Genomic DNA, 19,958 nt, shown 5'->3' with positions numbered 1-19,958 from the left:
CCACCCGCCACTACATAAGGCGAAGCGGCTCGTTGTAATTGGCGGTAAATAATGCTTTGACCGCTGGATACCGGGAGGACGGAGGCCCATTGAAGGACAGCTTCCGCTTCCTCGCCACCCCCGGCGTGCCCCGGATACAGTACTGCGGTCAGAATACCGCGAGGGCGTAGCAGATACATTGCTGCATCAAGAGCGGTGAGTGTGCTGTCCGTATGCGTGATAACAGACGGGTCAGCGCCTTCGGAGGGCAAGTAGCCGAGGTTAAACATGACCGCAGCGACTTTGCCATGCAGCTTGTCGGGAACGGCCTCCCGCATCTGCTCATGGCCTTGCAGCAGCAGCGACACCTCCGCCAGTGAAGGGGATTCGTCTTCGTCGAGCCGACGACGAGCGAGCTGCAACGCCTCCTGCTGGATATCGAAGCCGTAGACACGTCCCCGTCTTCCGGCAGCCTTAGCCAGGAAAAGCGTATCCGCTCCAGTGCCGACTGTGGCATCAATAGCGGTATCGCCCGGCTGGACTCGCGCAGCTACCAATTGATGAGCGTAGCTCAGAACGGACAAGAAGCCCATTTAAGGCTGCCTCCAATACTTACCCTGCCATGTTTCACGTGATTTTAACTCATCGTCAATGGCGTTAAGCACTTCCCATTTTTTGAGCGACCACATCGGTCCCATTAGCAAATCGCGTGGTGCATCCCCGGTCAACCGATGAACGATCATTTCAGGCGGCAAAAATTCCAGCGTATCGACGATCAGCTTGACGTATTCATCTTTTTCCAGAAAGCGTAGCAATCCGGCTTCATACTGCTTGACCATCGGCGTTTTGCGCATGAGATGCAGCAGGTGGATTTTGATGCCCTGCACATCCATAGCCGCCACTGCGCGACCTGTGTCCAGCATCATTTCATGCGTTTCCTGCGGCAGTCCGTAAATAATGTGCGCGCACACGCGGATATTGCGCTTGCGCAGCTTTTCCACCGCATCCAGATAGCATTGAGTGTCGTGGGCGCGGTTAATCAGCTCCGAGGTGGATTCATGGACAGTTTGCAGGCCCATTTCGATCCACAGGTATGTGCGCTCGTTCAGCTCGGCAAGGTAATCCACTACATCGTCAGGCAGGCAATCGGGACGTGTAGCGATGGACAGACCAACAACGCCGGGCTGCTCCAGAATGACCTCGAAGTATTCGCGCAGCTGCTCAACCGGGGCATACGTATTCGTATAGGCTTGAAAATAGCCGATATATTGGGCGTTTGGCCATTTTAGATGCTGACGGTCCCGTATCGTATTGAATTGGGTGACCAGATCGTCCCGGCGGCGTCCTGCAAAATCACCAGATCCCCGTGCGCTGCAAAAGGTGCAGCCTCCTTTGGCAATTGAACCATCCCGGTTCGGACAGGTAAAACCCGCATCCAGCATGACTTTAAACACTTTATTTTGAAATTGCTCGCGCATTTCGTGATTCCACGTATGGAATCGTTTATCTCCCCATAGGAGAGGAGCAGGCAACAAATCTGTTTTCATGGGTGTACTCCTTTTTTTACGATCACCCTATTGTAACAAAAATCAGTCGGAATTGGGAATCACTTGAGAGCGAAAGGCAGGAGAAAGTGCGGATTTTATTGGATTCAGGATTGAAAAAGGTTACACCATGTGTTATATTGTAAGCGGTACCAGACATACTATAAAAGGACTGTTTTCGATCCTGAAAATAAAAGTTAACCATCGGCTAATGATTATTTTTCAGGGCAGCTATGCTGCTTCTATCGCCTGCTTTAGGGTAAATGCACGTCGGTTCCATCACTAATAACCCGTGAGGTGATCTTTTATGAGTACGCAGGATAAAACGCGTATGGATAAAGTTACTGTTGAGTTAACCTTTGATGAGGCATTGGCGCTAACCGGTGTCCGTTTTGGGCAGGACCGCCAGATTGGAACGGCCGCACGTCAAAAAATCAGAGCCGCTTGCCAAAAGACGATTGATTTTTCACCTGCTGATGGGGTAGACTATGAACAATTAAATTAGTTGGACCCCAATCCAAATATATTGAAAAAGGAATTTCATTTCCGTATCTTCAAGCGGGGGTGAAATTCCTTTTTCCTTGATAACAGAGCATATGGAGGAGTAACATGCGTTTACGCGGAAGAAAAGGAATACGGGAAAGTCTGGAAGAACAGCAGGACCTGGTCATCTTGGAGCCGGGACAGTATAAAGGAAAGTGGCAGCAGCTTTTTGGCAATGATCGTCCGATTCATGTGGAATTCGGTATGGGCAAAGGGCGTTTTATCAGCCAAATGAGCTATCGGAATCCGGAAATCAACTATATTGGCTTTGATATGTACGATGAACTGGTTCGTCGTGCAGCGGAAAAGTCGCGTCTGGCCTGGAGTGATAGAGAGGTTGATACGCCGCCTAATATCAAATTGGCGCTGGCGAACATTGAACAGATTGAAAATGTTTTTGAACCTGGGGAAATTGAACGCATTTATTTGAATTTTAGCGATCCGTGGCCTAAAGCCAAGCATGCGCGTCGTCGTTTGACGCATCCGCGCTTTTTGGACAAGTACCGTCAGCTTTTAAACAGCAAGGGGCAAATTCATTTCAAAACCGATTCGGAGACGCTGTTTGAGTTCTCGCTGAATTCATTTGCCGACAGTGGTCTGCAAATGACGAACATTTCATTGAACCTTCATCGTGATGGTATCAACGAAGAGCATGTCATGACCGAATATGAGCATAAATTTATGGGCAAAGGCATGAACATCCATCGTGTCGAGGTGCTGATCGGCAAAGATGCTTTGGAACAGTATGAGAAAATACGTCTTGAGAAGTATGGAAAATAATAAAATAAAACAGGGTGCTTCCTTTTTTAGGAAAGCACCCTGTTTGGTTCCAGTATATCCAAAATACTCTGTGCACTCTGAAGAGGATAATATCGCGCTACATTATGAACGTGATCCTGTCGCTTGCGAACGATTTCCGGAAATTCGTGTAACAGCCGGTTCATCCATTTAACGACAACATCCAGCGAAGTAATCGGTTCTCCGAAGCCTTGAGCCGTAAAGTATTGGCAATTTTCTTCTTCCTGTCCGGGGAGAGGTTTGTGAAACAACATAGGAATCCCTTTTGCCAGCCCCTCGGTGCATGTCATTCCGCCGGGCTTGGTAATAAGCAGATTCGATACCTCCATTAATTTGTCGATTTCCCGCGTAAACCCGAAAATATGAATATTCGGATGATCGAAGCGGGGGTCCAGCTGCATTTTACGACGAATTTTATCATTATGACCTAGACAAAAAATAAATTGAATGTTTTCTCTCCAATGGGTAAGCGAGCGATGAATGACTTCATCGTTCATCAGACCCCAGCCGCCGCCCATAACGAGCACGGTGGGTATCGGCTTAAGACCGAATTGGTCCCGTATTTCGTCGTGCCCCGGATGTTCCCAAAAATTTGGATGAACCGGAATACCCGTGACTTGAATTTTCGACATAGGCACTCCACGTACGCGCAGCTTACGCATGACTTCAGGCGTAGATACAAAGTAACGGTCAACCTCGGGACTGATCCATGTTCCATGTGCATCGTAATCTGTAATGACGGTACAAAGCGGGACATGTACGCCCAAGCGCTTCAAACGTGAAATCACCGCACTTGGGATGGGATGAGTGCATACCACCAAATCAGGACGAAGCTGCCGGAGAATGTTACGGGTCTGCGTGTAGAACAGACGATGCAAAGCGAGCGTTGTAAGACGGTTTAATGATTTTTTATACTGATGACGGTAAACCATTCCGATCAGGCGAGGCTGCGATATGATAGTCTTCTTGTACGCTGTAATAATGAGCGGAGCCATTCTCGGATTCAAAAAGCTCCCCAATTCCAGCACTCTGGTCTGCACATTCGGAGAAAGCTTGCGCAAACTGCTTGAGAGCGCGTACGCAGCTTGAGTATGTCCGGCACCGAAACCTTCCGATAATAATAACACTCGTTTTTTAGCCACTCTCATTTCACCTGTTCCTGCTGAGATGTTCTCAATCATACCATATCGGCTTTAAGGCCAGAATGCAACCGTTCCTATTGCCGCAGATGTGCCGATGACCGCTCCTGCGAGTACGTCCGTAGGATAGTGGAGCCCCAGGTAAATCCGGGAAAAACCCACAATCAGCGCGACAGGCAGTAAAAGCAGTGTTAGTATGGGTGACTGTAGCATAAATGGAACGGTCACTGAAAAAATAGCGGTTGTATGCCCAGAAGGAAAAGAATGATCCGACAGGGGGTTACGGAACGTATTCGTATCTGGCAGTGCCAGGTACGGACGAATCCGCGGGTACAGCTTCTTGGCGATGGCTACAGGGATGTGGCTGACTCCAAGCGCGATAGCTCCCTTCATACCGGATTCCTTCCATGGAAGCGGAGCAAGCAGCCATACAAGCAGTGTGGAGGTGATTGTAAAGGTCGCCCCACCCAGATGTGTAAGATAATAAAGCCAGAAGTTCAAAAAACGATTGTGTAAGCGTCCGTTGATCCATTTGAACAACTGCTGCTCCAGATTTACAAGTTTTACGACTAGACGTTGCATTTGGTTTCCTCCGCTTGCCGTGCCGGGTTGGTCGGCAAATATTTTGAATCACTTGGACAGAATCAGGCGATAAGTCATTATTCTCTTGCTCTCATCATATTTTTAAACGCTGCTCATTTCAAGAATCACAACTTATCTGGTTCAATTCTACACAAAAATGTTAATGGAATATAAGTTGAATTGTATAACTTTCTTTGCGTTCATCCGTCTAATACGATAGAGTATTTAGAAGTGGCTGTTAAATGCGCCACAAAAAGGAGGGACTAAAGAAATAAAAAGTTAGCAAATGGATGAAAATAAGACTTATCGTCATGTATGAAAGGCTCAGCGTCGCATTCCTGGTTCAAACGGGAGTTTGTCGTATTTTTTTGCTGCTGAGAACGGTTTAAAGGCTTTGACAAAAGATTGAAAACCAACGAAAATCGTAATGGCGTCCCTGTGTCAGCCAATAGGGGGCTGCGCACAGTCAATGAAAAAAGTAAGGGTCGGGTCAAAAACTACAAAAAAGGCGCGCAAAGCGCCGCAACTTGCGCTACACAGATAGAAAACAAACAAACGCAGGATTTTTAAAGGGGTATAAAAAAGGGGGTAACAAGAGATTATGCTAGACGCCATTTTCGTGACGCTCCAGATTATACTGGCGCTGATCGCGGTCTATCAGTTTGGATTCTCCTTGTTCGGGCTGATTCGTAAAAAAAGAAAAGAGAATGCGGCTCCGGAAAAATCATTTGCCATTTTGGTCGCTGCCCACAACGAGGAACAGGTTGTTGGAGCATTGATGGAGAACTTGAAGCAACTTGATTATCCAAAGGAACTGTACGATGTATTCGTTATTTGTGATAACTGCACGGACAAGACGGCGGACATCGTTCGCGCTCACGGTATGAATGCTTGTGAACGTACGAATCCGAATTTACGTGGTAAAGGCTACGCGATTGAGTGGATGCTCAAGGAATTGTGGGCAATGCCACGTCAATATGATGCGATTGTCATGTTCGATGCTGACAATTTGGCACATACGAATTTCTTAAGTGAAATGAACAACGATTTGTGCACAGGTGCCCGTGTTATCCAGGGGTACATTGATACGAAGAATCCGGAGGATTCATGGATTACTGCGGCATACGGGGTATCTTACTGGTACATCAACCGTTTGTGGCAACTGTCACGTCACAACCTGAACATGGCTAACTTCCTTGGTGGTACAGGCATGTGCTTTGAAACGAATCTGCTCAAGGAAATGGGCTGGGGTGCGACGAGCCTGGTAGAGGATTTGGAGTTCACCATGCGCTGTACGCAACGCAACGTATATCCAAGATTTAATTATGATGCCAAGGTATATGATGAGAAGCCGTTGACTTTTAAAGCTTCCTCCAGACAACGTCTGCGCTGGATGCAGGGTCACTTTACAGTCGCTCGCCGTTATTTCTTCCCGTTGCTGTGGCAGAGCATTAAGCATAGAAGCCTGATCAAATTTGATATGGCTCTTTATGGTCTGAACGTGTATATCGTACTGCTTACCTTCTTGATGACAGTAGCGATGTGGGTAGACATTACGTTATTTGGTGGACCTAATATCGAAAATATCTATGTACAATTCCCGGCTTGGACCGGTGCTATAGCTGTTGGTTTGAACATTTCAACCTTTGTGATTGCGATGATTCTGGAGAAGGTCACGTTCAAAAAAGTATATCTTTATTTGCTGCTGTTCCCTGTCTATCTGATTTCGTGGTATCCGATTACGTTTTATGCGTTCTTCACGCAAAACAACAAGCAATGGAGCCACACCCAGCATACGCGTGTCGTTCGGCTGGAAGAAGTTCAAAGTAAGCAGGGCTAAATGCAGAAGGGCATGAGTGTATCGCAGATCCGAAGTGTCAACTGTTTTGAATAAATGTGTTGACACTCTGGTGAGTTGCGTGATAAGATGTTCGAGTATGTTAATTGAAAAGATGGATTAACAAGTAGAAGGTCCGACTTCTCACCTGACCGGTATTGCCGGCTGGTCTTGATCCAATGATTTGTGAATTGAACTTTCATGATGAATTGAGTATCAGACAGGGATGTCGGCTGCATAGTCGTCATCCCTTTTTTGTGCTTTAACACAATACAACAATAACAGGTTCTGGAGGTGGAGGGTTATTAGTAAGGAACATATGATCAATGATGAGATTCGGGTGAGAGAAGTACGTCTGGTTGGTGCTAACGGGGAACAAATCGGGATTACACCGACTCGTGAAGCTCTGCAAATGGCGATTGACGCAAACTTGGATCTCGTGAACGTGGCGCCTCAAGCGAAGCCGCCCGTGTGTCGGATTATGGATTACGGAAAATTCCGCTATGAGCAACAGAAGAAAGAAAAGGAAGCCCGTAAAAACCAGAAGATCGTTGACATCAAAGAGGTATGGTTCCGTTCCAACATCGAGGAGCATGACTACCAGACCAAGTTTCGCAATGTGGTTAAGTTCCTGAATGAAGGGGACAAGGTGAAATGCTCCGTTCGTTTCCGCGGTCGGGAAATTACCCATGCTAATGTGGGTCAAAAAATTCTTGAGCGTGTGAAATTGGAAGTTGCTGATCTTTGTACCGTGGAGCGCCAACCCAAGCTCGAAGGACGCAGCATGATTATGATATTGGCTCCAAAGAGTCAATGACAAATTAAGGAGGAAGTTCAATGCCTAAAATGAAAACACATAGCAGCCTTAAAGGCCGCTTCAAGATTACCGGTACTGGTAAAGTAATGCGTTACAAAGCTTACAAAAACCACTTGCTTTCCCACAAATCCAAACGTGCAAAACGCGTTCTGGGTACTAACCCTGAGATGGCACCTGGGGACGTTAAGCGTCTGAAACAAGGTCTTGCTAACCTGAAATAGCACACAGCACGGCAATGAATTAAGCATAAACATTATTTGGGAGGTCTTTTGATATGGCAAGAGTAAAGGGCGGATTCGTCGTTCGTCGTCGTCATAAAAAAGTATTGAAGCTTGCTAAAGGTTATTTTGGTTCCAAACACCGCATTTTTAAAACAGCTAACGAGCAGGTAATGAAATCGCTTGTTTACGCATACCGTGACCGTCGTCAGACGAAACGTAACTTCCGCAGACTGTGGATCGTGCGTATCAATGCAGCAGCTCGTTTGAACGGTTTGTCTTACAGCAAACTGATGCACGGCCTGAAATTGGCTGGTGTGGACATTAACCGCAAAATCCTGGCTGATCTTGCAGTCAACGATATCAATGCGTTCAACTCTTTGGCAACTGTTGCTAAAGGCAAAATCAACGCTTAATTATTGACATGAAGGCGTTGAAACCGCGAAAGTGGTTGAAAAGGTATCCCGAGCAGTATGCTGTGTAGGGATGCCTTTTTTTGTACATACTTAACGAAATGAAAAAGCCCAAATCATTCAAAATACGAATAAACATGACGTGTGATGACAGAATGTATGGGTTTTGCAATAGGTGTAGCGCTTACATTGATAGGGTTTCAAAAAAAATTGACCCAAGGTTATTAATCATCTAGATTTTAGTCGATCATAATTGTATAATCTCTAAAGTAAGTCTTCTGTACGATCTGTCTCGACAGTAAATGGCGTATATGACGTGTCCATTTTCAGAGAAAAGAGACAGTCCAGGGATCTAACACTAAGGGGGAACAGTATCAGCATGAAGAAAATGTTTAGTATGTCTTTGGTTATGCTGCTAGCGATCTCGGTCATTATCGCAGGCTGCGGTAACAAAAATCAAGGCGCGTCCAATGCAAGTGGCGGAGACGCAGGTGGTTCTGCCAAAACATCCAATGTCCAAATCGGCATGGTTACAGATGTAGGTGGAGTAAACGACAAGTCGTTTAACCAATCTGCTTGGGAAGCACTGAAAGCTATTGAAAAAGAAACAGGCGCCAAGGCTAAATACCTGCAAAGTAAATCGGACCAGGATTATATTCCTAACCTGAATCAATTTGTTAAGGGTGGTTTTAACCTCACTTGGGGTATTGGTTTTAGTCTGGCGAATGCGATTGGACAAGTAGCGAAAGACAACCCGGACAAAAATCTGGCGATCATCGACAGTGTCGTAGATGCGCCTAATGTAAAATCGGTTGTTTTTGCTGAAAATGAAGGTTCCTTCCTGGTGGGAGTTGTAGCTGGTAAACTCACCAAAACAAACAAAATCGGTTTTGTGGGTGGACAAGATAGCCCGCTGATCAAACGTTTTGAAAAAGGCTTCGAAGCGGGTATTAAAGCAGTAAATCCAAATGCAAAATTGGAAGTAAACTACACAGGTGCGTTTGATAAGCCGGATCTGGGTAAAGCGGCAGCTGCAACGATCTACAACAGCGGTGCGGACATTATTTTCCACGCAGCTGGCGGATCAGGTACAGGCGTATTTAACGAAGCACTCGCACGTAAGCAACAAGGTCAGCAAGTATGGGTTATTGGCGTAGATAAAGACCAATCGCTTGAGTTTGGTGACGACGTAACGTTGACTTCAATGGTCAAACGCGTAGATGAAGCTGTAAAACGCGTATCCCAGGAAGTCATCGACGGTAAATTTAAGGGCGGTATCGAAACGCTGGCTCTGAAAGACAACGGAGTCGGCCTGGCGGATACATCCAGTAAAAACGTTCCTAAAGATGTGCTTGATCTCGTAGAACAATACAAGCAAAAAATTATTAAGGGCGAAATTACAGTTCCTTCGAAATAAGATTTGGCTTGCAAGATAAATAAAGGTGGCGACAAGGCTGGTTCACAAGACTAGCCTTGTTCTTACGTCTGGAGTTATACAGATCATAACGGTCAATCAGCTCATTAGAGCACATACTATAAAGTGTATAAGGGTGATCTCATGGATGCAGCGACCCCCGTCGTTGAGTTAAAGCAAATTACAAAACGATTCCCCGGCATCGTTGCCAACGACTCCATCAGCATCAAGCTGCAAAAGGGAGAAATTCATGCCCTTTTGGGTGAGAATGGTGCGGGTAAATCTACGCTTATGAACATTCTTTTCGGACTGTATCAGCCGGATGAAGGATCGATAGAAATCGGTGGGAAACCAGTACAGATTGATAGCCCCAATAAGGCGATTGATCTAGGCATTGGCATGGTACATCAGCATTTTAAGCTCGTGCAGCCGTTTACCGTAACCGAAAATATTGTCCTGGGCTCGGAGCCACGCAAAGGTCTGAAAATCAATTATAAAAAGGCTGCCGCCGAAGTGCAACGGTTGTCTGAGCAGTACGGCCTTCAGGTGAATCCAAATGCCAAAATTGAAGATATATCCGTCGGCATGCAGCAGCGTGTGGAAATTATCAAAACGCTCTACCGTGGCGCAGATATCCTGATTTTCGACGAGCCAACAGCGGTGTTGACTCCACAGGAAATCATTGAGCTGCTGGACATTATGAAGCGTCTGGTAGCTGAAGGCAAGTCCATTATTCTGATCACTCATAAACTTAAAGAAATCATGCAAATTGCAGATACAGTTACGATTATTCGTCGGGGTCAGGTTATTGATACGGTAAAGACATCGGAAACGACTCCAAATGATCTGGCGGAGAAAATGGTAGGCCGCCGTGTGTCCTTTAAAGTGGACAAGCAGCCTGCCCAGCCGGGACAAACCGTCCTGGAAATGAGCCATGTGGTCTCTAAAAACAAGGATGGCATTAGCGTTCTGAATGAGCTGAACCTGCAAGTCAAGGCGGGTGAGATTTTAGGAATCGCCGGAGTAGATGGCAATGGACAAAGTGAGCTGATTGAAGCTTTGACTGGTTTACGTAAGGTCGATGGCGGGCACATCCGATTGCTCGGACAAGAAATGACGAATCAGTCGCCACGTAAAATTTCAGAGGCAGGCGTTTCGCATATTCCGGAGGACCGACATAAGCACGGGTTGGTACTCGATTTTTCCATGAGCGAAAACATGGTTCTGGAGACGTACTATCAGGCTCCTTACAGTAAAAATGGCTTTTTGAACAAAGAGGCTATTGATAAGCAGGCGAAAAGTCTCATTGAGAAATTTGATGTGAGAACACCGGATATTCATACCAAGGCAAGAGCGTTATCCGGTGGTAATCAGCAAAAGGCAATCATTGCGCGTGAAATCGATAAAAACCCAGACCTGCTTATTGCGGCTCAGCCTACACGTGGGTTGGATGTTGGAGCGATTGAGTTTGTCCAGAAACAACTGATTGCCCAGCGGGATCAAGGAAAAGCAGTATTGCTCATTTCCTTTGAGCTGGATGAAATTATGAATGTATCCGATCGTATTGCTGTCATTTATGAGGGTAAGATTGTTGGAGAAGTGCTGCCGGAAGAAACGAATGATCAGGAATTGGGACTGATGATGGCCGGAAGTGCAGTGAAGAAAGGAGTAGAGAATGGCTAACCTATTGAAAATATTTACAAAAGACTCCTTTGTTCTGGCGCTGGTCTCTATTATTTTGGGTCTTCTTCTGGGTGCTGTCGTGATGCTGATTGGCGGCTACGATCCCATTGTGGCGTATTCTGCACTATTTAGCCGTGTGTACGGAGACTCATATAACTTTGGTGAGGCTATCCGTGAAATGACCCCACTGATCTTGACGGGATTGGCATTTGCTTTTGCGGCTCGTGCCGGATTGTTTAACATCGGCGGTGAAGGTCAATTTCTGGTGGGGATGACGGCTGCTTCGATTGTGGGCATCAAGCTGCATGGACTGCCTGCTATTATACATGCGCCGCTGGCGATCATTGCTGGGGCGGTATTCGGTGGTCTATGGGCAGCAATTGCTGGCTATTTGAAGGCCAAGCGTGGCGTTAATGAGGTTATCACCTGTATTATGATGAACTGGATTGGTCTGTATTTGGCTAACCTGGTGATTAACCAGTTTGCACTCCTGGAGGGTGAAAATCGTTCCGTGGATATTCAGCCTTCCGCTTCGATTTCGATTGAATGGCTGTCACAGATGATGGGAAATGCCCGGGTTCATTGGGGGACGGTCATTGCTGTGCTGGCGGCGGTATTTTTCTATATTTTCATGTGGAAAACCAAGCAGGGCTATGAGCTGCGTGCTGTCGGATTTAATCAGGACGCATCCCGCTATGCAGGTATGAATGTGAATCGCAACATCGTAAAAGCGATGTTCATTAGTGGTGTTTTTGCCGGATTGGCGGGTGCCTTTGAAGTGCTGGGGGTATTCCATTATCAATCCGTCATGGCAGGATCGCCGGGAACCGGCTTTGACGGTATCGCCGTGGCGCTCATTGGGATGAATAATCCGTTCGGTGTGCTGCTGGGCTCTGTTTTGTTCGGAACGCTTACGTATGGTTCTGCGGGGATGAGCTTTAGCGCGGATGTACCGCCCGAAATTATTCGGGTTGTCATCGGCTCGATTATTTTCTTTATTGCAGCCCAGGGAATTGTACGTTGGGTTGTGAAGCCGCTCTACTCCAAGCGGAAGAAAGAGAAGGTGTTGTAAAATGAGTTGGTTAACACTTGGTGAATTAATCCATACAACGCTCGTTTTTGCGACGGCGATTATATTTGCGTCTCTCGGCGGAGTTTTTTCGGAAAAATCCGGTGTAACGAACCTCGGGCTGGAAGGTCTTATGGTGTTCGGGGCATTTGCGGCGGGTGTAGGCGGATTTTATGCGGAACAAGCAGGGCTTGGGGGAACCTCTGCCGCTTGGATAGGTGTGCTGGCGGCGGCGGTATTCGGTATTCTGGTTTCGCTGATTCATGCTGTAGCCTCGATTACGTTTAAAGCCGATCAGGTCATTAGCGGGATTGTTATTAACTTTTTGGCGGCAGGCAGTACGCTATACATGGTTAAGCTTTTATTTGAGGGTGATGGCGATACTGGGCGAATTCAGGGATTTAGCGAAATATCCATTCCCTATCTAGTAGATATTCCGATTTTGGGAAAAGCTTTTTTCCAAGCCTATCCAACGACCTATTTGGCCATATTATTAGTCATTATTGGTTATTTTACATTGTATAAAACGCCGTTCGGCTTGCGCCTGCGTTCTGTCGGAGAGCATCCGGGCGCTGCGGATACGGTTGGTATCAAGGTAAATCGACTGCGTTATATCGGGGTCATGATCAGCGGTGCGTTGGCTGGTATTGGCGGAGCTACGATCACCTTGACGACGACAAATATGTTTTCGCATAATACGGTATCCGGTCAAGGATATATTGCCATTGCCGCTATGATTTTCGGAAAATGGAATCCGCTCGGCGCTTTTGGCGCAGCCGTGTTCTTTGGCTTTTCTCAGGCCATTCGCAACTATGTGCAGTTGTTCGCATGGTCGCAAAGTATTCCCCAGGAAATTATTTTTATGCTGCCATATCTCCTGACGATTATTGTGCTGGTAGCGGCTGTAGGACGCTCGCGTGCTCCGGCTGCTTTGGGTCAGCTCTATGATCCAAGCAAGCGCTAATTTTACATGGGCAGCTGAAAGCTGTTTGTCTTGAAATCTGAAAATTACATTTGTTCGCAAATCCGGTATCTGCATTCGCAGGTGCCGGATTTTTTTAGGTTGTGCAGGCATTCAAACATACGCTTCTGGCATGGATGGAATAGACTGTGCTATGCAGATTGGACGAACGCTCGGCCCCTGTCAGCTCCAGTCTGTTTTGTGGTGGCGGTGAGCTATCAAGGAGCCGTTCAATCTGTCCATCCGTTGAGAAAGAAGGAGGAAATACGATGAAACAGGCAGTAACCAGAAAGCAGGTGGAGAAGCTTGTCGGCAAAGTCATTCTGGCTACTCGCAAGGATGGTTCCCAGGTCAGCGGCAAGCTGATTCGCATTTCGGGTAACCGACTGATTCTTCAGCCCGATCGCAAGAAAAAGGTAAAGACAAAGGCAATTATTCCCTTGGTGCTGTTTGACTTGCTTGCCATCGGCACAGCTCCTTACGTTGGTGGATACGGTGGGGGATATGGAGGCGGATATGGTGGTTACGGTCCAGGTTATGGAGGACCAGGATATGGCCCGTATACAGACGGGGGATACCCCGGAGTAGGCTATCCGTTTTACCCTAATTTATTTTAGTTTTACAAAATCACGAGCCCGAAAAAGATACTTTTCACAGAGACTTTTCGAGTTCGTGACATCGGCTCAGAGCTACGTATCGCAGCATGTGATATTGATGACGCAGATAAAATTGGATCCCCCGGATATTGTCTTCGTCCACCATGACTTTAGCCCGCTTGCAGCGCCGCAGTCGGCCGTAATGCTCGGCATGCTCCAGCAGTTTTTTTCCGTATCGCTTACCTTGATGAGCCGAAGAGATTGCGATCAAATCAATATACAGCAGCTCTCCATGCAGCATGACATGAATGAAGCCGACAGGCTGTGCATTATCCGGCCTGCAAGCGACAAAAGTGATGCCCCGGTTTAAGCGCCGGGGTAATTCTTTACGAATTTGATCCATTTCTTGCGCGCTTAAATGCGATAGGGGAACAAGCTCTTGCTCGATCAGGCGAAGGATCATGCTGTCATCCTGGGCGCTGCGTTTGCGGATCATAAGTGGGCCTCCTTTTCCAACCTTTTAGCAAGGCAAGATGCAGCTTTGGAGGTGCGCACAGTCTCGCCGTGTGGTCTTTTTTATAATATGCGGATACCTCTTGCAAGCGTGCGACTCAGAGGTACCCCGGAGAAAAAACATAAATTTTTATGAAATCTGGGTATTGACTATCCCAGATGGGGGACATATAATGTGTCTAAACATTTGAAAGAATGACATGAACTCAACGGCAATGAAAAGGACGAAGTGATTAGGGCTCTTTTGTTCAGAGAGTGAGGCATTAGCTGCAAGCTTCACCAAAATCCCTTTTTAACGAGCTCACCTTGGAGCTGTTTTCCTGAAAAGTATTTGGGCCCGATGATATTTAGCGGTGGGCTGAATCACCTATTAGGGAAAATCGTACGGTCTACGTTACAGACGCCAGATATGGAGATCCTTTGTGATTTCTGTACCTGCCAAGGTTCGATATTGCGAAATATCGGGCAAACACGGGTGGTACCACGGAAGCTACAGCCTTTCGTCCCTCAGTAACAGCAAGTCTGTTCTAGGGATGGAAGGTTTTTTTGTTTTTACAAATGTCAGATGTGTGTAAATTTTGTGGAGGAGGATGACCTATGAGTGCACAAATTCCTGAAGTTCGGTCAACCGATGAATTACGTGAAAAGTGGATGAAACCTGAAGTGATTACAGGTTCGGAAATCTTGCTCCGTAGCCTGTTGCTGGAGGGAGTAGATTGTGTCTTCGGATACCCTGGTGGTGCAGTGCTTTACATTTATGATGCCATGTACGGCTTTGAGGATTTCAAGCATGTCCTCACCCGTCACGAGCAGGGAGCCATTCATGCGGCAGATGGTTACGCACGTGCCAGCGGTAAAGTCGGTGTCTGTATCGCGACTTCCGGACCTGGAGCAACCAACCTGGTAACCGGCATTGCGACGGCTTTTATGGATTCGGTGCCGTTAGTGGTCATCACGGGTAACGTTGTATCTTCCCTGATCGGCACGGACGCTTTCCAGGAAGCCGATATCACGGGAATCACGATGCCGATTACGAAGCACAGCTATCTGGTAAGAGATGTAGAGGATCTGCCGCGAATCATTCATGAGGCGTTCCATATTGCCAACACGGGTCGCAAGGGTCCGGTACTGATTGATATTCCGAAGGATATATCAGCAGCCCAAACGCTGTTTGTTCCGCAAACGGGACCTGTAACCATGCGAGGTTATAACCCGAAGGTATTGCCAAACAAAATTCAGCTAGACAAGCTGACTCAGGCTATTGCTGAAGCGGAACGCCCATTTATTCTGGCAGGTGGCGGGGTTGTATACTCCGGCGGACATGAGGCACTTTACGAGTTTGTTCGCAAAACGGAAATTCCGATTACGACAACATTGCTGGGATTGGGCGGTTTCCCAAGTGGTCATGAACTGTGGACGGGAATGCCGGGGATGCACGGAACGTACACCTCCAATCAGGCGATTCAACAGTCGGATTTGCTAATTTGTATCGGTGCCCGCTTTGATGACCGGGTGACAGGCAAGCTGGACGGCTTTGCTCCTCACGCCAAAATCGTCCATATTGATATCGATCCTGCTGAAATCGGTAAAAACGTACCGACAGACATTCCGATTGTAGGGGATGTGAAGGCGGTACTGGAATTGCTGAATCAGGATGTGAAACGCGCGAATCGAGCGGATGCATGGAGAGCGCAAATTCAACAATGGAAAAATGAGAAGCCTTATTCTTATAAGGATTCGGATACAGTGCTTAAGCCACAATGGGTTGTCGAGCTGCTGGATGAAACAACCAAAGGCGGCGCAATCGTAACGACGGACGTGGGTCAGCATCAAATGTGGGCGGCGCAGTATTATAAATTCAATCAGCCGCGCTCATGGGTAACATCCGGTGGACTGGGTACGATGGGATTTGGTTTCCCTTCCGCGATCGGCGCTCAGATGGCGAATCCCGACAGACTGGTGATCTCGATTAACGGAGACGGCGGCATGCAGATGTGTTCGCAGGAGCTGGCCATTTGTGCAATCAATAACATCCCGGTCAAAATCGTAATCATCAACAATCAGGTGCTGGGGATGGTTCGACAATGGCAGGAACTGATCTATGACAATCGGTATAGTCACATTGATCTGGCCGGAAGCCCGGATTTTGTTAAACTGGCTGAGGCATACGGCGTAAAAGGACTGCGTGCTACGAATAAGGAAGAGGCACGTCGGGCTTGGCAGGAGGCGCTTGATACACCCGGACCGGTCGTTGTCGAGTTTGTAGTCAGCAAGGAAGAGAATGTATATCCGATGGTGACGCAAGGTTCGACAATTGATCAAATGCTGATGGGGGACGAGTAAAATGACGACTAAAAATACCATTGCTGTACTGGTAAATGATCATCCTGGCGTTTTGCAGCGTGTGTCCGGCCTGTTCGGTCGCCGTGGTTTTAACATTGAGAGCATAACCGTGGGTCAATCGGAAGAAGCCGGATTATCCCGTATGGTCATTGTGACTGTAGGAGATGAGAACAACCTGGAGCAGATTGAAAAGCAGCTTTACAAGCTGGTTGATGTGATCAAGGTCATCGATCTCAGTTCCAAGCCGATGGTTGCTCGGGAATTGGCGATGATAAAGGTAAAGGCAGAACCGCCTCAGCGGCCAGAGATTATGGGCGTGGTAGAAACGTTCAGAGCAGCTGTAATTGATGTTGGAACGACGAGCTTGATCGTTCAGGTCATTGGCGATACGGAAAAAATAGATGCCATGATCGAGTTATTGAAGCCTTACGGTATTCGTGAGCTGACCCGAACCGGGGTTACAGCCATGATACGTGGCAATGCTTAATACGGAACTTTAACGAATTACCGCTTATAGCGCATTACATCAATAAAGAACCGCCCGCATAAGAGCGGGGGCTCGAAGAGATTTCAAGTTTTGGTAACGAGGCAGAGTCTCTTGGAGTACCCGCTCATTATGAAGGGTCCAATTAAAAGGAGGAAATTAACCATGGCAGTTACAACGTACTACGAAAAAGATGCAGAGCTCAGCGTATTGAAAGGAAAAACGGTTGCCGTTATCGGTTACGGTAGCCAAGGACATGCTCAAGCACAAAACTTGCGTGACAGTGGTCTGAATGTTGTTATCGGTTTGCGTGAAGGTAAATCAGCAGATGTTGCAAGAAACGACGGTTTTGAAGTTCTGAACGTGGCTGATGCAACAAGCCGTGCAGATGTGGTTCAAATTTTGTTGCCAGATGAAACACAAGCTTCTGTGTACAAAAATGAAATTGAACCTAACCTGAAAAAAGGCGCAGCTCTTTTATTCTCCCATGGTTTCAACGTTCATTTTGGACAAATCGTAGCTCCTAAAGATAGCGATGTATTGCTGGTTGCTCCAAAATCCCCAGGACATATGGTACGTCGTACCTATGTAGAAGGCTTTGGCGTACCGGGTCTGATCGCAATCGAGCAGGATGCAACAGGTCAAGCGAAAGAAATCGGTCTTGCTTATGCCAAGGGTATTGGCTGTACACGTGCAGGCGTGATCGAAACCTCCTTCCGTGAAGAAACGGAAACGGATCTGTTCGGTGAGCAAGCGGTATTGTGTGGCGGCGTGAGCGCACTCGTTAAAGCAGGTTTTGAAACGTTGACTGAAGCAGGATATGCTCCTGAAATGGCTTACTTCGAATGCTTGCATGAGCTTAAGCTGATCGTTGACCTGATGTATGAAGGCGGGTTGGCATCAATGCGCGATTCCATCAGTAACACAGCGGAATATGGCGACTATGTAACTGGACCACGTATCGTAACAGAAGATACGAAGAAAGCAATGAAAGACGTATTGACTGACATTCAACAAGGTAAATTTGCTCGTGACTTTATCCTTGAAAATCAATCCGGACGTGCATTCCTGACAGCTACTCGTCGTAATGAAGCTAACCATCCGATTGAAGTGGTGGGCGGACAATTGCGTGAAATGATGCACTGGATCAAAAAATAAGATCTTTTTGTACAACAAGTTCGACAACATGATTCATTTATAAGGTAATCTTACAATGCGGCCCTGCTTATTGCGTGAGCCGCATTGTAATTTAATGCTTCTATCCTGAGGGAGGTGCGTTGCGTTGCGCAAAATATATATATTTGACACAACGTTGAGAGACGGAGAACAGTCACCTGGTGTGAACTTGAATACCCGTGAGAAAGTAGAGATCGCCTACCAGTTAGAGAAACTGGGAATTGACCGCATGGAAGCTGGCTTCCCGGCTGCCTCTCCGGGTGACTTGGCTGCTGTCAATGCAGTTGCAAAGGCTGTCAAAAATTCAACGGTTATTGGTCTTTCACGTGCGAGGGAACAGGATATTGATGCGGTCCGCGAGGCACTTAAGGGAGCTCAGGACCCATGTATCCATATCTTTTTGGCAACCTCTCCGATTCACCGTCAGCATAAGCTGCGGATGGAGAAGGCACAGGTATTGGAGACTGCACGTTCAGCCATTCGTTACGGGTTAAAATATTTGCCTAAGGTAGAGTTTTCCCTGGAGGATGCAGGTCGTACAGAGCTTGATTTTGTAGTGGAAATGGTCACCATGGCTGTACAGGAAGGCGCTTCTGTCGTCAATATTCCGGATACCGTGGGTTACTTGACACCTTATGAATACGGCAACATTTTCAAGCATATTAAAGAAAATGTGGCTGGTGTGGAAAAGATTCAATTGAGCGCACATTGCCATAACGACCTGGGAATGGCTACGGCGAATACACTGGCTGCGATCCTAAACGGGGCGGATCAGATTGAAGGAACTATTAACGGTATCGGTGAACGTGCCGGAAATACCGCTATTGAGGAAATCGCAATGGCGCTGGAGACGAGACAGGAATTTTTCCAGGCCAAAACGTCTCTGCAACTGTCCGAGATTGCACGTACGAGCCGGTTGGTCAGCCGTCTGACGGGTATGGTCGTGCCGGGTAACAAGGCGATTGTTGGAGCGAATGCTTTTGCGCATGAATCGGGTATTCACCAGGATGGCATGTTGAAGGAAAAAACGACCTACGAAATCATGACGCCGGAAAGTATTGGTCTGAAGGAAAGCAAGCTGGTACTGGGCAAGCACTCCGGTCGCCATGCCTTCCGCGAACGTTTGATCGAGTTGGGCTACGAATTGAGCGAAGAGGAGCTAAACCGCTCTTTCGGACAGTTCAAGGATTTAGCTGATAGAAAGAAAGAAGTATCGGATGATGATATTCTGGCGTTGCTGGAAGAAAAACTGGCCGATTCACCGGAAGTCTTCAAGCTGGAAACGCTTTTCGTAACCTATGGCAACGAGGCTACACCTTCTGCCAAGGTACGTCTGGTTACCGACGAAGGTCAGGTTATAGAGACAGAAGCTGAAGGGAACGGTTCGGTCGATGCGATTTACAATGCGATTGACCAAGCCAGCAGCGAGGCAGTCGTTCTTTCGGATTACTCGATTAAGTCTGTTACCCAAGGTAAGGATGCTCTGGGTGAAGTGCATGTCGTGTTGACCCAAAACGATCTGTCTGTACAGGGACGCGGGGTAAGCACTGACATTCTGGAAGCAAGTGCCCGCGCTTATGTGGATGCATTAAATGGCTTGATCGACAAGCGTAAAACCTATAGCAATCGTGTAGATTACAAGTCCTAAGGATTGCAAATCAAGCAATTTTGAAGTTTACAGGATCGGGTATTTCCGGTCCTGTTTTGTTTTGTCTTACTACAGATTTTCAGCTTATAGGCTAAGCCTATTAATTGATAGATTCTATATCTTGGTCAAAGCCCTGCCATGTATGTTACAAAGAAGGTATGAATAATACGCCCGTAAGGCTGTAAAACAAGAGGAGTGTAC

At 47.1% G+C, this 19,958-nt stretch carries 20 protein-coding genes; 15 read left to right on the top strand and 5 right to left on the bottom strand.

The annotated features are described in order from the left end of the window. Both mnmM and mnmL read right to left on the bottom strand, forming a co-directional pair. A partial coding sequence (mnmM, locus tag L696_RS0106795) for a tRNA 5-(aminomethyl)-2-thiouridylate-methyltransferase MnmM (RefSeq protein ID WP_025682974.1) occupies positions 1-572 on the bottom strand: 572 nt, incomplete at its 3' end. After that, positions 573-1,526: a tRNA modification radical SAM protein MnmL/YtqA gene (gene mnmL, locus L696_RS0106790; RefSeq protein WP_025682973.1), complete on the bottom strand. Its 954-nt coding sequence runs from the start codon at positions 1,524-1,526 to the stop codon at positions 573-575. Between the two features lie 304 nt (positions 1,527-1,830). Here mnmL and L696_RS0106785 point away from each other — a divergent pair, with 304 nt between their 5' ends. Further along, positions 1,831-2,028: a hypothetical protein gene (locus L696_RS0106785; RefSeq protein WP_014280552.1), complete on the top strand. Its 198-nt coding sequence runs from the start codon at positions 1,831-1,833 to the stop codon at positions 2,026-2,028. 104 nt (positions 2,029-2,132) lie between these two features. After that, positions 2,133-2,846, top strand: coding sequence for a tRNA (guanosine(46)-N7)-methyltransferase TrmB (gene trmB / locus L696_RS0106780; protein ID WP_025682972.1), 714 nt, complete (start codon positions 2,133-2,135; stop codon positions 2,844-2,846). Positions 2,847-2,872: 26 nt separating this feature from the next. Here trmB and L696_RS0106775 read toward each other — a convergent pair whose 3' ends face one another. Next, positions 2,873-4,006: an MGDG synthase family glycosyltransferase gene (locus L696_RS0106775; RefSeq protein ID WP_025682971.1), complete on the bottom strand. Its 1,134-nt coding sequence runs from the start codon at positions 4,004-4,006 to the stop codon at positions 2,873-2,875. A gap of 51 nt (positions 4,007-4,057) precedes the next feature. Then, entirely contained in the window at positions 4,058-4,585 is a 528-nt protein-coding gene (locus tag L696_RS0106770) for a phosphatase PAP2 family protein (protein WP_025682970.1), read from the bottom strand. Positions 4,586-5,186: 601 nt separating this feature from the next. Between L696_RS0106770 and L696_RS0106765 the strand changes: the two genes are divergently transcribed. From L696_RS0106765 to L696_RS0106725, 9 genes are all read left to right on the top strand, one after another. Then, positions 5,187-6,425 carry a glycosyltransferase family 2 protein gene (locus L696_RS0106765; RefSeq protein ID WP_025682969.1) on the top strand — a complete coding sequence of 413 codons (1,239 nt, stop codon included), beginning with the start codon at positions 5,187-5,189 and terminating at the stop codon, positions 6,423-6,425. Between the two features lie 316 nt (positions 6,426-6,741). Further along, entirely contained in the window at positions 6,742-7,239 is a 498-nt protein-coding gene (gene infC, locus L696_RS0106760) for a translation initiation factor IF-3 (protein WP_013309378.1), read from the top strand. Between the two features lie 20 nt (positions 7,240-7,259). After that, a complete protein-coding gene (gene rpmI, locus L696_RS0106755) occupies positions 7,260-7,460 on the top strand; it encodes a 50S ribosomal protein L35 (protein WP_013309379.1) in 201 nt (66 codons plus the stop codon). A gap of 53 nt (positions 7,461-7,513) precedes the next feature. Beyond that, positions 7,514-7,873: a 50S ribosomal protein L20 gene (gene rplT / locus L696_RS0106750; RefSeq protein ID WP_007429517.1), complete on the top strand. Its 360-nt coding sequence runs from the start codon at positions 7,514-7,516 to the stop codon at positions 7,871-7,873. Between the two features lie 376 nt (positions 7,874-8,249). Next, positions 8,250-9,287: a BMP family lipoprotein gene (locus tag L696_RS0106745; protein ID WP_025682968.1), complete on the top strand. Its 1,038-nt coding sequence runs from the start codon at positions 8,250-8,252 to the stop codon at positions 9,285-9,287. A 141-nt stretch (positions 9,288-9,428) separates the two neighbouring features. After that, positions 9,429-10,967, top strand: a complete 1,539-nt coding sequence (locus L696_RS0106740) for an ABC transporter ATP-binding protein (RefSeq protein WP_025682967.1) — start codon at positions 9,429-9,431, stop codon at positions 10,965-10,967. After that, on the top strand, positions 10,960-12,039 hold the full coding sequence (locus L696_RS0106735; protein WP_025682966.1) for an ABC transporter permease: 1,080 nt from the start codon (positions 10,960-10,962) through the stop codon (positions 12,037-12,039). Before L696_RS0106740 ends, L696_RS0106735 begins: the two co-directional genes overlap by 8 nt. Position 12,040: 1 nt before the next feature. Continuing rightward, positions 12,041-13,000 (top strand): ABC transporter permease, encoded by a 960-nt coding sequence (locus L696_RS0106730; RefSeq protein WP_025682965.1) that lies wholly within the window; start codon positions 12,041-12,043, stop codon positions 12,998-13,000. A 266-nt stretch (positions 13,001-13,266) separates the two neighbouring features. Beyond that, on the top strand, positions 13,267-13,614 hold the full coding sequence (locus L696_RS0106725; protein WP_025682964.1) for a hypothetical protein: 348 nt from the start codon (positions 13,267-13,269) through the stop codon (positions 13,612-13,614). A gap of 34 nt (positions 13,615-13,648) precedes the next feature. Here the strand turns inward: L696_RS0106725 and L696_RS0106720 are convergent, their stop codons facing one another. Next, a complete protein-coding gene (locus tag L696_RS0106720; RefSeq protein ID WP_025682963.1) occupies positions 13,649-14,089 on the bottom strand; it encodes a GNAT family N-acetyltransferase in 441 nt (146 codons plus the stop codon). 614 nt (positions 14,090-14,703) lie between these two features. Between L696_RS0106720 and ilvB the strand changes: the two genes are divergently transcribed. From ilvB to L696_RS0106700, 4 genes are all read left to right on the top strand, one after another. Beyond that, complete coding sequence (gene ilvB / locus L696_RS0106715; RefSeq protein ID WP_025682962.1) at positions 14,704-16,449, top strand: biosynthetic-type acetolactate synthase large subunit; 1,746 nt, start codon at positions 14,704-14,706, stop codon at positions 16,447-16,449. Position 16,450: 1 nt separating this feature from the next. Continuing rightward, positions 16,451-16,936: an acetolactate synthase small subunit gene (gene ilvN / locus L696_RS0106710; protein WP_016820552.1), complete on the top strand. Its 486-nt coding sequence runs from the start codon at positions 16,451-16,453 to the stop codon at positions 16,934-16,936. Between the two features lie 162 nt (positions 16,937-17,098). Continuing rightward, a complete protein-coding gene (gene ilvC, locus L696_RS0106705) occupies positions 17,099-18,091 on the top strand; it encodes a ketol-acid reductoisomerase (RefSeq protein ID WP_025682961.1) in 993 nt (330 codons plus the stop codon). Positions 18,092-18,215: 124 nt separating this feature from the next. Then, positions 18,216-19,757 (top strand): 2-isopropylmalate synthase, encoded by a 1,542-nt coding sequence (locus L696_RS0106700; RefSeq protein WP_025682960.1) that lies wholly within the window; start codon positions 18,216-18,218, stop codon positions 19,755-19,757. The last annotated feature ends 201 nt before the right edge of the window (positions 19,758-19,958 follow it).

It is taken from the genome of Paenibacillus maysiensis (assembly GCF_000520815.1).
Taxonomy (GTDB): Bacteria; Bacillota; Bacilli; order Paenibacillales; family Paenibacillaceae; genus Paenibacillus; species Paenibacillus maysiensis.
This window is presented reverse-complemented; position numbering and strand designations above follow the sequence as displayed.